This window comes from Streptomyces sp. NRRL S-646 (assembly GCF_000720765.1).
Lineage (GTDB): Bacteria > Actinomycetota > Actinomycetes > Streptomycetales > Streptomycetaceae > Streptomyces.
The window spans coordinates 56556-71282 of the sequence record NZ_JODC01000006.1; the positions used below are offsets into that span (position 1 = coordinate 56556).

11 protein-coding genes are annotated in these 14727 nt (G+C 70.8%); 5 read left to right on the forward strand and 6 right to left on the reverse strand.

Features of this window, described 5'->3' with window-relative positions; all coding sequences use genetic code 11:
• Nucleotides 1–39: 39 nt before the first annotated feature.
• Both IH68_RS0113800 and IH68_RS0113805 read left to right on the forward strand, forming a co-directional pair.
• Nucleotides 40–624 (forward strand): TetR/AcrR family transcriptional regulator, encoded by a 585-nt coding sequence (locus IH68_RS0113800; protein ID WP_030933873.1) that lies wholly within the window; start codon nucleotides 40–42, stop codon nucleotides 622–624.
• Between the two features lie 85 nt (nucleotides 625–709).
• Nucleotides 710–1495, forward strand: a complete 786-nt coding sequence (locus IH68_RS0113805) for an SDR family NAD(P)-dependent oxidoreductase (RefSeq protein WP_030933886.1) — start codon at nucleotides 710–712, stop codon at nucleotides 1493–1495.
• A gap of 9 nt (nucleotides 1496–1504) precedes the next feature.
• Here IH68_RS0113805 and IH68_RS0113810 read toward each other — a convergent pair whose 3' ends face one another.
• The 3 genes from IH68_RS0113810 to IH68_RS0113820 all read right to left on the reverse strand — a co-directional run bounded on the left by IH68_RS0113810 (nucleotide 1505) and on the right by IH68_RS0113820 (nucleotide 4231).
• The gene (locus tag IH68_RS0113810; RefSeq protein ID WP_030933889.1) at nucleotides 1505–1753 is read right to left on the reverse strand and encodes a hypothetical protein; all 249 of its coding nucleotides are present in this window, start codon (nucleotides 1751–1753) and stop codon (nucleotides 1505–1507) included.
• A complete protein-coding gene (locus IH68_RS0113815) occupies nucleotides 1750–3084 on the reverse strand; it encodes a S8 family peptidase (RefSeq protein ID WP_078912448.1) in 1335 nt (444 codons plus the stop codon). Before IH68_RS0113815 ends, IH68_RS0113810 begins: the two co-directional genes overlap by 4 nt.
• A gap of 220 nt (nucleotides 3085–3304) precedes the next feature.
• Entirely contained in the window at nucleotides 3305–4231 is a 927-nt protein-coding gene (locus tag IH68_RS0113820) for an oxidoreductase (RefSeq protein ID WP_030933910.1), read from the reverse strand.
• Nucleotides 4232–4392: 161 nt separating this feature from the next.
• On the opposite strand from IH68_RS0113820, the gene IH68_RS0113825 reads away from it, so the two are divergent.
• On the forward strand, nucleotides 4393–4926 hold the full coding sequence (locus IH68_RS0113825; protein ID WP_078912449.1) for a DUF4232 domain-containing protein: 534 nt from the start codon (nucleotides 4393–4395) through the stop codon (nucleotides 4924–4926).
• 764 nt (nucleotides 4927–5690) lie between these two features.
• Here IH68_RS0113825 and IH68_RS0113835 read toward each other — a convergent pair.
• From IH68_RS0113835 to IH68_RS0113845, 3 genes are all read right to left on the reverse strand, one after another.
• The gene (locus tag IH68_RS0113835; protein ID WP_030933918.1) at nucleotides 5691–6335 is read right to left on the reverse strand and encodes a LysE family translocator; all 645 of its coding nucleotides are present in this window, start codon (nucleotides 6333–6335) and stop codon (nucleotides 5691–5693) included.
• A gap of 278 nt (nucleotides 6336–6613) precedes the next feature.
• Nucleotides 6614–9334 carry a pyruvate, phosphate dikinase gene (gene ppdK / locus IH68_RS0113840; protein WP_030933921.1) on the reverse strand — a complete coding sequence of 907 codons (2721 nt, stop codon included), beginning with the start codon at nucleotides 9332–9334 and terminating at the stop codon, nucleotides 6614–6616.
• A gap of 406 nt (nucleotides 9335–9740) precedes the next feature.
• The gene (locus IH68_RS0113845) at nucleotides 9741–10937 is read right to left on the reverse strand and encodes an ROK family protein (RefSeq protein WP_030933924.1); all 1197 of its coding nucleotides are present in this window, start codon (nucleotides 10935–10937) and stop codon (nucleotides 9741–9743) included.
• Nucleotides 10938–11057: 120 nt separating this feature from the next.
• On the opposite strand from IH68_RS0113845, the gene IH68_RS0113850 reads away from it, so the two are divergent.
• A complete protein-coding gene (locus tag IH68_RS0113850; RefSeq protein ID WP_051833418.1) occupies nucleotides 11058–12557 on the forward strand; it encodes an MGH1-like glycoside hydrolase domain-containing protein in 1500 nt (499 codons plus the stop codon).
• Nucleotides 12554–14491 carry a glycogen debranching N-terminal domain-containing protein gene (locus IH68_RS0113855; RefSeq protein ID WP_030933928.1) on the forward strand — a complete coding sequence of 646 codons (1938 nt, stop codon included), beginning with the start codon at nucleotides 12554–12556 and terminating at the stop codon, nucleotides 14489–14491. Before IH68_RS0113850 ends, IH68_RS0113855 begins: the two co-directional genes overlap by 4 nt.
• Nucleotides 14492–14727 lie beyond the last annotated feature (236 nt).

A 14727-nucleotide genomic window follows, 5' to 3' on the forward strand; every position in this document is an offset into this window, starting at 1 on the left:
TCTTGACCGACCGTTCTCGTTGGATCTAGGCTGCGCCACGTGGCCAGGACCAAGGAGTTCGATCCGGACGCCGCGCTGCAGTCGGCCCTGGAGCTGTTCTGGCGGCGCGGCTACGAGGCGACGTCGATGTCCGAGCTGGTGGACCACCTGGGCATCGGCCGCGCCAGCATCTACGCGACCTTCGGCAGCAAGCACGAGCTGTACCTGAAAGCGCTGGAGCGCTACGACCGGGCCGGGCTCCCGCCGATCGTGCGGGAGCTGTCCCAGCCGGGGCCGGCCCTGCCCGCCGTACGAGCACTCGTACGGCGCTACGCCACCGAGGCGACCGACGAGCAACTGCGCCTGAACGGCTGCCTGGTCACCAACACGGCGAGCGAACTCGCCCCGCACGACCCGGCGGCCGCCCGGCGCGTGGAGCGCAACTGGGACCATCTCGAGACCGTGCTGCACTCGGCCCTGGTCCGCGCGCAGGCCCAGGGCGAACTGCCCGCCGACCGCGATCCGCTCACCCTCGCCCGCATGCTTCTGGTGCTGCTGCAGGGTCTGCGGGTGGTGGGCAAGGCGTCAGCCGATCCGGCCAGGGTCCGGGACGCGGCGGAGCAGGCACTGACCCTGCTCGACTGAAATGAAACTCCGGGAGCGCCCCTCCCTCCGAGGGGCGTTTTGCACGCCCACATACTGAACCGATCGGTCAAGAACAGGGGAGATCATGACCACCACCGCTCACACCACCGGCAGCCGCTTCTCGGACCGGACCGCCCTGGTCACCGGCGCGGGCTCCGGCATCGGACGGGCGATCGCGCTCGCGTTCGCGGCGGAGGGCGCCCGGGTCGTCGTGGCAGGACGCCGAAGGGAACCGCTCGACGAGACGGTCCGCCTGATCGAGGACCGGGGCGGCAAGGCGCTGGCGGTCACCGCCGACGTGTCCGCAGCCGCCGACAACCAGGCGCTGGTGGAGGCGGCCGTCGAAGCCTTCGGCTCGCTCGACGTGGCGGTCAACAACGCGGGCGTGTTGCGGGGCGGCGGCCCGCTGGCCGAACTGCCGGAGGCCGACTGGCACACGCAGCTCGACATCAACGTCACCGGCACGTTCCTGGCCCTCAGGGCCCAGATCCGCCAGATGCGCGCCCAGCCCTCCGGCGGCGCGATCGTGAACGTCGCCTCCAACCTCGGTGCGCACAGCCGCATCGCAGGGGCCGCCGCGTACGCCGCCTCCAAGGCCGCCGTCGCCGCGCTCAGCAGGGGCGCCGCCCTGGACCACATCCGGGACGGCGTCCGCATCAACGTGGTCAGCCCCGGCGCCACCGCCACCCCCATGTCCCTGCGCCCCGGCGAGACGGAGGCGGACCGCGCCGAACGGGTGCGGGCCGCCCTCCCCCTCGGCCGCCTCTCGGCGACTGAAGAGGTGGCCGCCGCCGTCCTTTACCTGGCCTCGGACGACGCGGCCTCGGTGGTGGGCACGGACCTGGTGGTGGACAGCGGGGCGACGGCCTGAGCAGTGGGATCACTGGATCGGCTCGTCAGGGGGCGGGAGTTGGATGGTGAGTTCCCTGTCGACGGCGTCCACGCCGTCGACCGCTTCCAGGGCCGGGATCCGGTCCTCCGCGACGGTCCCGGAGAGCGTACCGAGGATCGGCTGCTCGCCCGTGACCGTGAGACCGGCCCGCCGCAGGGCCTCGACGACCTCCGCGAACCGGTCGGGGTCGACCGCGAGGACGACCCCGACCGGAGCGGAGTGGGACGACTCGGTCACGGGGCCTGGAGGAGGCCCGTGCCGATGTCCTTGCTCGACTGCATCAGCGGATAGGAACCGGCCAGCAGGGCGGTCCACAGCTCCATCGCGGAGGCGTTGGGATTCGCCTGGGCGAGCAGGGCGAGGACACCCGCCACGTGCGGGGTGGCCATGCTGGTACCGCTCATCTCCTGCTGCCCGCCGCCGAGCTTGGCCGAGAACACCTGCCAGCCGGGCGCGGCAATGTCGACCTCGCCGCCCAGCCCGTTGATGGCGCCGTTGGAGAAGAACGGCGTCCTCATCGCCTTGTCCAGCGCGCCCACCGCGAGGATGGAGGGACAGTTGGCCGGCCGGCTGACGGGCAAGGTCTCCGTGGGCCGGTGACTGTCGTTGCCCGCGGCGGCGACGATCACCGTCCCGCGTTCCAGCGCGCGCTGAGCCAGCTTCTCGTACGTCTGCGGGAAGAGCTCACCCGGCTGGACCGGAGCGCCCAGCGACATGGAGATCACCTTCGCGCCGTGGGCCACGGCCCAGGCCAGGCCCGCCAGGATCTGGCCGTCGGTGCCGGAGCCCTGGTTGTTGAGCACCTTCCCCGCGAGGATGCGGGCCTCGCAGGCCACGCCGTAGCGGGGTCCCTGCTGGGGGTGGGCCGGGCCTGCGGCGGTGCCGATGCAGTGCGTGCCGTGGCCGTGGCCGTCCTTGACGGGCTCGCCGGGGACGAACGAGGCCGTCGCCTCGATACGGCCGGCGAAGTCCGGATGGTCGGTGTCCACGCCGGTGTCCAGCACGGCGATCTTCACATCGCGCCCGGTCAGCTGGGACAGGTGGGCCCGGATCGCCTGCAGGCCCCAGGTGCAGCTCTGCTCGTCCCACGCCGGGCCCTGGGCGGCGGCCATCTCGGCCCTGGAGTGGCGGCCGACCACGTCCTCGTCACTGCGGTAGGCCGGGTAGAACTCGGTCGGCGCCTGAGTCGGAGCGGTGACCGGGAAGGCGTACACCTTGCGCTCCGGCTCCGCCGCGATGATCGACGACTCCCTCTCCGCCGTGGTCACCAGCGCATGACGCTGCTCGGGCCGTACCTCGACGACGGCCGCGCCGAGTTCCTCGAAGTGCACCGACACGTCAGGACGCTCGAGGAGTTCCGAGACGTTCTCGACGTCGGTTCCGCGGACACGTTCGACGGACGCGATGTCTGCGGAGGAACGCAGTGCGTTCAACCCGCTCTCCTGGTTGCTCGGGTCGAGCAACACCACGTACCGGCCGGTGTACTCCGCTCCCTGGCCTTCGAATCGGGGGTGGGGCCGATCGGGGTGCTCGCCGAAGGCGCGCCTGTCCATGGGTCCGTTCGCCATTGAATTTCCCGCTTTCTGTGCGCTGCTCCCCCCGTTCGTGGACACACGTCGGGACACGGAGAGTCAGCGCCGGACAAGGGGCGCGGATCAGTCGTGTGGATCGACGCGTACTGCCGTGACCTGCAAGGATCCCTTCGTCAGGCCGTCGGCATCGCCCCCTGGACAACCGTCGCATCGAGCACGCAGGCCCGCAACACGACAGCGCGCAGGACGTGCCCGGTCACACCTTCAACGCGTCGTACACCACGCCGGTGAGCTGCTCGGACGCGGCCCAAAGCCGCTCCCCTGCCGAGTCGTTGAGCGTCCACGGCGCCCGCCAGGACGGGGCGGGCGCCCCGCGCCACATCATCAACGACGGTCCGGTGAAGGAGTCCGGCCGCACGTCCGGCGCCGTGGCGGCGTACAGGACGGGCAGCGCGCCGGCCTCCGCCGACTGCGCGAAGACCCGGTTGCCGAGCTCCACCGCCCGCCCGACCAGCCTGCGCCCCTCCATCCGGGGTCCGGCGCCCTGCAGATTGGTGGCCGCGTACCCGGGATGGGCCGCGGCAGCCACCACGTCCGCGTCGTGCGCCGCCAGCCTGCGCGCAAGCTCGTGGACGAACAGCAGATTGGCTGTCTTGGAGCGGGCGTACGCGATCCAACGCCGGTACCGGTGCTCGCTGTTGAGGTCGTCGATGTCGATGTTGGCCACCGCGTGCATCCCACTGGAGACGCTCACGACACGGGCGCCGGAAGTGGCGAGCAGGGTGGGCAGCAGCAGCCCGGTGAGCGCGAAGTGCCCGAGGTGGTTGACCCCGAACTGCGTCTCGAAGCCGTCCGCCGTCGTCCCGTACGGCAACGCCATCACCCCGGCGTTGTTGACGAGCAGATCGAGATAGTCGTAGCGATACGACGCCGCGAACTCCCGTACAGCGTCCAGGTCCCCGAGATCCAGCCGCGCGAACTCCGCGATCGCTCCCGGCACTTCGGCCACGATCCGGTCCGCCGCCGCGCTCCCCCGCGCCTCGCTCCGGCACGCGAGCACCACCCGCGCCCCCTTGCGCGCCAGTTCCCGCGCGACGACGTAGCCGAGTCCGCTGTTGGACCCGGTCACGACGGCGATGCGCCCGCTCTGGTCAGGGATGGCCTTCTCGTTCCAGCCGGACATGGGCGGGCTCCCTCCGCGTTCGGGTGCTTCCCAGCGTAGGAGAGGGGTCCGGGCATGTCGCCCGAGGGGTTCGTCAGCCACCCGGTACAACTTTTTCCGCTGAGCACTCATCCAACAGAACGTACACATCCACCCATTCGCCCGACGGAGGCGGATATGCCATGTTTGTTCACTCTCAGCGACGTTCCCGACGCGGTGTAGCCGCCCTCCTGTCCGCCGGCCTCCTCGGTCTCGCGGGCGCGGGAGCGGCATGGAGCGCGACGGCAGCGACCGCGACGGCAGCGCAGGGACTGCGTACCTGCGCCGTGAGCGACCTCTACGTCTCCATGGGGCGCAAGGAGGGCGCGGCGGGCTCGGTGTACTGGCCGATCCGGTTCACCAACACCTCTACGACCGGCTGCACCCTGCGTGGTTATCCGGGCGTCAGCGCCCTGGACACGGGCCACCGGCAGATCGGCCCGGCCGCCACCCGCACCGGCCAGGCCCACTCCACCGTCACGCTCGCCCCCGCCCACACCGTCTCGGCGGTCATCCGCACCGCGAACGGACCGATCGGCGGGCCGTGTCTGCGCACCGGCACCTACCTGCGGATCTATCCGCCGGCCTCGCACCAGGCAGTCCTCGTCCCGGCTACCTGGACGATCTGCTCCGGCATCTTCCAGGTCGGCCCGGTCAACACCCAGGGCACCTTCTGAGGAGGCGAAGCAGCACGGCGTCGGCTGACTGCATGGCGCCCAAGTGGATCCAGTGCTCGCCCCGAGTGGTGCGCACGGTGCGGATGGCGGGCCCTCGCGCGCGCCCACACGATGCCGGGGTCGACCACGATCGGCCCGGCGCCGCCTGGGTGGTGAGCGACGGCCCGCGCCCGACCCGGCGGTTGCCGAACGGCACCTTGCCCCGAGGCGGCAGCACGGGCGCTCCGCCAACGGCGAGGGTGAGTGCCACTCGCCGGACAGGGGGCGGTCTGTTGGGGCAAGCTGGGTGACCTCCAACAGGTCTGCCGAGAACTGGAGACCAGGGACGCCCGGGACTTGCGCGAGAAGCGGGCCGTCCTGGCTGTCGCTGTACGAACAGGGGGATGGCGTGACTGAGGAACCGATCAGTGCTCGGCTGCACAAGAGGATCCAGCGCGACTTCGCAGAGCCTGGCTCCGCGAAGGGGATAGAGGGCGCTCTGCGGGGCCTCGCGGTCGAACTCGAGCATTCACGGCAGGACGCGGAGCGGCTGTTGGCTGCGGCCGTGCTGATCGCTGACGGGGACGTGGGAAGGTTTCGCTCGGCGATTCGCCTCGCCCGGACGGACTGGCGCGACTTGCTCGTGGCTGCGGGGTTGGCTCACGAAGACTGGCCACGCGTCCTGGATGAGGAATTGAGCCCCCGATAGCGGCTGGTCAGACGCCGTGGACGTCCCCACATCGACTCTCACAGCAGAACCGGTGTCACAGGCCCGTGAGCCTGGCTCAGGTGGAGGCCGGAGCGCCGGACAGGGCGGTTCGCAGCGCGAAGACGCCGAGCAGACCGCCTGCCGTGAACCGCTGGGCGATCATGGCGCGGGGCCGGGCGGCCAGAAACGCCGACACCCGCGCTGCGCCCAGCATGATCAGAGCGTTCACCGAGAGCCCCACGACGATCTGCACACCCCCGAGCTGGAGCAGTTGCCCCCAGGCCGGACCAGCCTGCGGGTCCAGGAACTGGGGCAGTAGGGCGGCATACAGAAGAGCGATCTTGGGGTTGAGCAGGTTGGTCAGCAGCCCCATCGAGAACAGGCGGGCGTCGGAGACCGGAGGCAGGTCCTGGGCGAGGTCGAAGGGCGAGCGGCCGCCGGGCTTGAGCATGCCCCAGGCGAGGTAGGCCAGGTAGGCGGCCCCGGCAAGCTTGACCACCATGAACGCCACCGGCACGGCAGCGAACAACGCGGACAGGCCCGCAGCCGCGGCCAGCAGATAGCACACGAATCCCACGGCGGTCCCACCGAGGCTGACCAGGCCCGCCCTGCGGCCTTGGGTGATCGCACGGGAGGCGAGGTGAATCATGTTCGGTCCGGGAGTCAGTGCCATCCCCAGTTCGACCAGGGCCACTCCTCCGACTGCGGTCAGAGTGATCACCGGTCAACCTCCTGGTCGTTCGTCGGGCACCTGAATACGGAACGGATCGCCCGGTTGCAACGGACGGCTACGACGCATCAGCAGACCCCGTCCCGCCTGCTGCAGAATACGGCCCTGCCGCTCGGTACCTTCATGCACCTCCGGAGCCCGCAAAGAATGCGGGAGAGGGCGGCACCCCCGCACAGGGTGCCGCCCTCTTTCGTGGTCCGGAGCCGCCGCCCATCGGTGTTGAGGGTCGGGGACGGGCGGCGGCTCCGGGGCTTCAGTGGCCGTACGGCCTACCGGTGGTCGCTGCCCGCCGACTGCGTGGCCGCGCGCCCCGCCTCCAGACGGGCCACCGGGATACGGAACGGCGAGCAGGAGACGTAGTCGAGACCCACCTCGTGGAAGAAGTGGACCGACTCGGGGTCACCGCCGTGCTCGCCGCAGACGCCGAGCTTCAGGTCGGGACGGGTCTCGCGGCCCGCCTTCACCGCGGCGGCGACCAGCGAGCCCACGCCGTCCTTGTCGATCGTCTCGAAGGGCGACACCCCGAAGATGCCCTTCTCCAGGTAGGCGGTGAAGAACGAGGCCTCCACGTCGTCCCGGGAGAAGCCCCACACCGTCTGGGTGAGGTCGTTGGTGCCGAAGGAGAAGAACTCCGCCGCCTCCGCGATCTGACCGGCCGTGAGGGCAGCTCGCGGAAGCTCGATCATCGTGCCGATGGCCAGCTTGAGCTGCGTGCCCGTCGCCGCCTCGACCTCCGCGATGACCTGGTCGGCCTCCTCGCGGACGATCTCCAGCTCCTGGACCGTGCCGACGAGCGGGATCATGATCTCCGCGCGCGGGTCGCCCTTGGCGTTCTTGCGCTCGGCCGCGGCCTCGGCGATCGCTCGTACCTGCATGGTGAACAGACCGGGGATGACCAGACCGAGGCGTACGCCGCGCAGACCCAGCATGGGGTTCTGCTCGTGCAGGCGGTGCACCGCCTGCAGCAGCCGCAGCTCGTTCTCGTGCGGGTCCTTGCGGGACTCGGCGAGGGCGACCCGGACCGACAGCTCGGTGATGTCCGGCAGGAACTCGTGCAGCGGCGGGTCGAGGAGGCGGACCGTCACCGGCAGGCCGTCCATCGCCGAGAACAGCTCGACGAAGTCCTGCTTCTGCAACGGGAGAAGCTCCTTCAGGGACTCCTCGCGCTCGGCGTCCGTGTCGGCCAGGATCAGGCGTTCCACCAGCTCACGGCGGTCGCCGAGGAACATGTGCTCCGTACGGCACAGGCCGATGCCCTGGGCGCCGAAGCGACGGGCGCGCAGCGCGTCCTCGGCGTTGTCCGCGTTGGCGCGCACCCGCAGCCGGCGCTTGCGGTCGGCGAACGCCATGATCCGGTGCACGGCCTCGACGAGTTCGTCGGCGTCGTTGGCGCCGGCGTGCATCCGGCCCTCGAAGTACTCGACGACCGGGGAGGGCACCACCGGGACCTCGCCCAGGTACACCTTGCCACTGGAGCCGTCGATGGAGATGAGGTCGCCCTCCTCCACCACATGCCCGCCGGGCACGGTCATCCGTCGTCGCTTGGTGTCGACCTCCAGCTCCTCCGCGCCGCAGACACAGGTCTTGCCCATGCCGCGCGCGACGACGGCCGCGTGGGAGGTCTTGCCGCCGCGCGAGGTCAGGATGCCCTCGGCCGCGATCATGCCGTCGAGGTCGTCGGGGTTGGTCTCCCGGCGGACCAGGATGACCTTCTCGCCGGAACGCGACCACTTCACCGCGGTGTACGAGTCGAAGACGGCCTTGCCGACCGCCGCACCCGGCGAGGCCGCGATGCCCCGGCCGACCTTCTCCACCTTCGCGTCCTCGTCGAAGCGCGGGAACATCAGCTGCGCGAGCTGGGCGCCGTTGACGCGCTGCAGGGCCTCGGTCTCGTCGATGAGCCCCTGGTCCACGAGCTGCGTGGCGATACGGAAGGCGGCGCCCGCCGTGCGCTTGCCGACGCGGGTCTGCAGCATCCACAGCTGGCCGCGCTCGATGGTGAACTCGATGTCGCAGAGATCCTTGTAGTGGTTCTCCAGGGTCTCCATGATCTGCATCAGCTGGTCGTACGACTTCTTGTCGATCTGCTCCAGCTCCGCGAGCGGGACCGTGTTGCGGATGCCCGCGACCACGTCCTCGCCCTGCGCGTTCTGCAGGTAGTCGCCGTAGACGCCCTGGTGGCCGGAGGCGGGGTCGCGGGTGAAGGCGACGCCGGTGCCGGAGTCCGGGCCGAGGTTGCCGAAGACCATCGAGCAGACGTTGACGGCCGTGCCGAGGTCGTGCGGGATGCGCTCCTGGCGGCGGTAGAGCTTGGCGCGGTCGGTGTTCCAGGAGTCGAAGACCGCGTGGATGGCGAGGTCCATCTGCTCGCGCGGGTCCTGCGGGAAGTCCCGGCCGGCCTCGGTCTTGACGATCTTCTTGAACTTGGTGACCAGCTTCTTGAGGTCGGCCGCCTCGAGCTCGGTGTCGACGGTGACCTTCTTGGCCGCCTTCGCCGCCTCCAGCGCGTCCTCGAAGAGCTCGCCCTCGACGCCGAGGACCGTCTTGCCGAACATCTGGATGAGGCGCCGGTAGGAGTCCCAGGCGAACCGCTCGTCGCCGGCCTGCTCTGCGAGGCCCTTCACGGACTTGTCGGAGAGCCCGATGTTCAGGACGGTGTCCATCATGCCGGGCATCGAGAACTTCGCGCCGGAACGGACCGAGACGAGCAGGGGGTTGTCGGCCTGGCCGAGCTTCTTGCCCATCTTCTCTTCCAGGGCCACGAGGTGCGCACTCACCTCGTCACGCAGTGCCGTCGGCTCCTCGCCGCTGTCGAGGTAGACCTTGCAGGCTTCGGTCGTGATGGTGAAGCCAGGAGGAACGGGGAGTCCCAGGTTGGTCATCTCGGCGAGGTTCGCGCCCTTGCCACCCAGGAGGTCCTTGAGGTCCTTGTTTCCCTCGGTGAAGTCGTAAACGAACTTCGCTACGTGGGGTTCTTTGTTTTCCGACACGGTCTCGACTCCCTCGAGGACGCGGTGGCTGCCCTGACGGCGAGGAACATACCCAGATCAAAGGCGTCTGGGTACGTCTACTCGTGTGTCATGCGCTCGTAACCAGTCGTCCGCCAGCGGATCGAAAGTCAAGGCTTGGCAAGCGGTGACGGGTAGATGTTTTCACTTCTTGAACGCAAGACCGCCCATGAGCACGGTATTCCGCTCAGATGAGCAGTCATCCTGCACGTCTGATTTCGATCGATGAACGATCAAGGGGTGGCACCGAGTGCCACCCCTTGGAGAAGTGCAGTCGCTCAAGATCCGCTCATCTGAGCGTAACCCTTATCAAGGGTGGCAAGAATCACGCTGCCACAGAGGCCCGGATTTCACCATGCGGACGCGTTCCGGGACAGAAACCGGGACGTCACACGCCCATCGCCAGCAGCCGTTCCTCCACCCGCTCCGGCGCATACAGGTACTCCACGACCAGCGCACCGGCTCCCACCAGCCCCGCCCGCTCCCCGAGCCGCGCGGTGACGACGTCCAGGTGGGCCGTGGAGCGCGGCAGCGCCCGCTGGTACAGCAACTCCCGTACGCCGGTGAGGAATGCAGTTCCGGCCAGATCTCCCGCGATCATCAGAACCCCGGGGTTGAGCAGCGTGACGACGGTCGCCAGCACGTCCCCGACCTGCCGCCCCGCCTCCCGGGCGAACCCGACCGCCTCCGGGTGCCCGGCCGCCAGCAGGTCCCGCACATCTGAGCCGGAGGCGGCCGGCACCCCGGTCTCCGCGAGCCGCCGCGCCACGGCGCCACCACTCGCGACGGCGGCCAGACAGCCGTACGACCCGCACCGGCACAGCGCCTCCGCGCCCACCCGGATATGCCCGATGTCGCCGGCGCCTCCGTCGATGCCGCGATAGATCGAGCCGTCGACCACCACCCCGGCGCCGATGCCGGTCGACACCTTGACCAGCACGAACGCCGAGCAGTCGGCGTATCCCGTGCGCTGTTCGCCGTACGCCATGAGGTTCGCGTCGTTGTCCACCAGCACCGGCACGGGACCGGCGCCCGTGTGCTCGGTGAAGGATCTGGCGAGGCGGCCTCGTATGTCGTAGCCGTCCCAGCCCGGCATCATCGGCGGCTGCACGACCCGCCCGGTCTCGGTGTCGACGGGCCCCGGCACCGCGAGTCCGATACCGCAGACCGTTCCCGCCCGCTGCCCGGCCTTCTCCAGCAACTCGGCGAACCAGCGGCCGAGTTCGCCGAGTACGGCGTCCGGGCCGTCCTCGACGACGAGCGTGCCGGAGTGTTCGGCGAGGATCTCGCCGGTCAGGGTGAGGACTGCGGCGCGGGCATGGCGGGTGTCGAGGTCGGCCGCGAGGACCACGGCGTGGTCGTCGTCGAACTCCAGGGTGATGGAGGGGCGGCCACCGAGGGGTGAGTCGACCGGGCCGCCGGCGCCCTCGCGCAGCCAGCCCGCACGGAAGAGCCGGTCGAGGCGCTGGCCGACGGTGGCGCGGGACAGTCCGGTGGCCTGCTGGAGCGCGCCGCGTGTGGTCGCACGCCCGCTTCGTACCAGTTCGAGCAGATCTCCGGCGCTGGCCTGGCTCCGTCCGGTCATGCGCACCCCCTTGTGTTTCTCAAGCCTGCATTACATCCTGGGTTTTGCGTGTTAAATAGACGTAACTCTACGGTAGCCACGACCGAACCGGTCGAGCGCACGTCTTTCGGGGAGCCCCGAGTGGATCGCACTGCCCAACTCACCAGCCGTGAGGCACAGCACCCCATTGCATACGATCCACCCGCCTTGCCGGGTTCGCTGCACGTCAGGGCCGCCCGGGTGCTGGAGGACAACTGGACGGGAGCGTCCACGGTCCCCTCGCGCAGCCTGTATCCCCACCAGTGGTCCTGGGACTCGGCCTTCATCGCGATCGGCCTCAGACACCTGTCGCCGTTACGGGCACAGACGGAGCTGGAGACGCTGCTGGCCGCCCAGTGGGAGGACGGGCGCATCCCGCACATCGTCTTCAACCCCTCCGTGCCGCTCGACGCGTACTTCCCGAGCCCGGACTTCTGGCGCTCCTCGACCGCGGGGCGCGCTGCGGGCGCCCCGCGCACCGTACAGACCTCCGGCATCGTGCAGCCACCGGTGCACGCGCTCGCCGTCTGGCTGGTGCACTGCGCCGACCCCGGGCTGTCCCGTGCGCGCGGCTTCCTCACCCGGATGTATCCCCGGCTGGCCGCCTGGCACCGCTATCTGCTGCATAGGCGGGACCTGGGCGGCGGCGGCCTGGCGTCCGTCGTGCACCCCTGGGAACAGGGCATGGACAACAGCCCCTGCTGGGACGCCCCGCTGGCCCGCATCACGCCCGCCCCGGCCCGCTCCTTCCGCCGCGCCGACCTCGACCACGGGGCCGCCGAGGACCGGCCGACGGATCTGGACTACGGGCGGTACGTGCGGCTGGCGACGGACTACAGGGATCGCGGTTACGCCGACGGGGGCGCCGAGTTCGCGGTGGAGGACCCGTCCTTCAACGCCCTGCTCATCGCCTCCGAGCACGCCCTGGCCCGGATCGCGCACGAGCTGGGCGCGCCGGGCACGGCCCGCCACGCGCGCGCGGAGCGGCTGACAAGCGCGATGCTCGACCGGCTCTGGGACCCCGCGGAGGGGATGTTCTTCTGCCGGGACGTGCGCGGCGGGCAGCTGATCCGGGAGCGGAGCGTCTCGGGCCTCGTCCCGCTCCTGCTGCCCACGCTGCCGCGCGAGGCGGCCGCCGCCCTCGTCCGCACGGCCTGCGGCCCGCACTTCGGCCTCGGCGGCGCGACCCGCCTGGCCCCCTCCTACGACCTCCTCGGCGAGGCCTTCGACCCGCACCGCTACTGGCGGGGTCCGGCCTGGTTCAACACGAGCTGGCTGCTGGAGCGCGGGCTGCGCACGCACGGCGAGCAGACGCGGGCCGACGCGCTGCGGGAGGCCGTCCTGGACATCGCCGGCACCTCCGGGTTCGCCGAGTACGTGGACCCGTTCACCGGCGAGGCGTGCGGTGCGAGGGGGTTCGGCTGGACCGCCGCGCTCGCGCTGGATCTGCTCCACGAGCGCCCCGGACACGGCGTGTCCCGCACGGGCATCGGCACGTTCGACAGAAGCGACCTCGGCAGCAGCGACCTCGGCAGCAGCGGCTGCGACGGAAGCGACTTCGCCAGGAGCGACAAGGAAAACAGGGGAGGCGACCGGGCATGACGGACCGGCATCATCTGCTCGTGCACGGCGGGACGTTCGCGGCCGTCGGCGACGGCGGGGACATCAGCGGCGTGCGGGGGTCGGGCGCCCCGGACGGGTTATTCGTGCGCGACGCCCGGCATCTGAGCCGTTGGCAGCTGACGGTCGACGGCGCGGTGCCGGAGGCTCTCACGCCGGTCGCGGACGGGGACACGGCCCGCTGTGTCCTCGTACCACGCGGCGGACGCCAGGAGCCGCCCGCGTACACGATCTTCCGCGAACAGGCCGTCGGCGACAGCGCGTTCGTCGAGTCCCTGCGGGTGACCAGCAACCGCCCGGTGCCGACGACGATCCGCCTCGCTGTCACCGCGGACGCCGACTTCACCGACCAGTTCGAGCTGCGCTCCGACCACCGCACCTACACCAAGATCGGCGCCACCCGCTCCCGCCAGGCCCTCGACGACGGCGTGGAGTTCAGCTATCAGCGCGGTGAATGGCGTTCCTGTACGACGGTGACGGCCGAGCCCGCCCCGGACGGCGTCGAGGAGACGGGCACGGGCGCCAGGCGCCTCGTCTGGACGCTGGAACTGGAGCCGCACGGCACCGCGGAACTGGCGCTGCGGGTGACCGCCCGTCCGCACGGAGCGGTGCAGAGCGCCCGGATCCCCGACTCGCCCGCCGCCGCCAACGCGCAACTGCTCGCCCTGGAGGGCGAGTTCGCGGAGGGCGTGCCCTTCCCGACCGGCTGGCCCGAGCTGGCGGCGGCCTGCGCACGCGGTCTCGCGGACCTGGCCTCGCTGCAGGTCACCGCGACCGGCCCGGACGGCGAGGAGCTGCGCGTACCGGCCGCCGGCGCCCCCTGGTTCCTCACCCTGCTGGGCCGCGACGCCCTGCTCACCTCCCTCTTCGCCCTCCCCTACCGCCCGCAGCTCGCCGCCGCCACATTGCCCGCCCTCGCCGCCACCCAGGCGACCGAGACCGGCGCGAACTCGGTGTCCCAGCCCGGCAAGATCGTGCACGAGGTACGGCACGGGGAGCTGGCGCACTTCGGACAGGTGCCGTACGGGCGTTACTACGGCTCCGTGGATGCCACGCCGCTGTTCCTCGTGCTGCTCGGTGCGTACGTCGAGCAGACCGGGGACCTTGCGCTCGCGCGCCGCCTCGAGCCCCACGCCCGCGCCGCGATCGGCTGGATGCTGGATCACGGCGGGCTCACCTCCCGCGGCTACCTCGTCTACCGCGCCGACCAGGGCGGCCTCGCCAACCAGAACTGGAAGGACTCCCCCGGCGCGATCTGCTCCGCCGACGGGACCCGGCCGAGCGGGGCCGTGATGGCGGCCGGCGCCCAGGGGTACGCGTACGACGCGCTGCGCCGCACGGCGTGGGTCGCGCGCACGGTCTGGGAGGACGAGGTGTACGCGGCGCTGCTTGAGCAGGCGGCCGGTGACCTGCGGGACCGTTTCCAGCGGGACTTCTGGATGCCGGAGCGCTCCTTCCCGGCGCTGGCTCTGGACGGCGAGGGCAACCAGGTGGACGCGTTGGCCTCGGATGCCGGGCATCTGCTGTGGTCGGGGCTGCTGGACAAGGAGTACGGCGAGCTGGTGGGCCGACGGCTGCTGGAGCCGGACTTCTTCTCGGGGTGGGGTGTGCGGACCCTGGCCGCGGGCCAGGCGGCGTATCACCCGCTGTCGTACCACCGGGGTTCGGTGTGGCCGCACGACAACGCGCTGATCGCGTTGGGGCTGGCGCGCTACGGGCTGCATGACGAAGCCCGGGGGGTGGCGCATGCGCTGGTGGACGCGGCGACCGCCGCGGGGCATCGACTGCCGGAAGTCATTGCCGGGTATGGGCGGTCTACTCATGCGGAGCCCGTGCCGTATCCGCACGCGTGTGTACGGGAATCACGGTCGGCAGCGGCCCCATTGGCGCTGCTCACTGCCGTGGGGGGCGCGTAAGGGCTCGGTCTGGTAGGTCGTTTGGCGGGTGCGGGTCGGTGGGGGCTGGTCGCGCCCTGAAGGGGCGCGGGGCTGTGACATATGCGGCTCCGCCGCGCGGGCGCGACCAGCCACGATGGCGCCGCGGTCGATCGACGACGCATCGCTGCACTTCCCGCGGAGCGCTCAGGCGTGCCGTTGAACAGGCGTTTGCCCGGTGTTTGCCTCATGCCCTGAACAGGGGTGTGAGGCAAGCC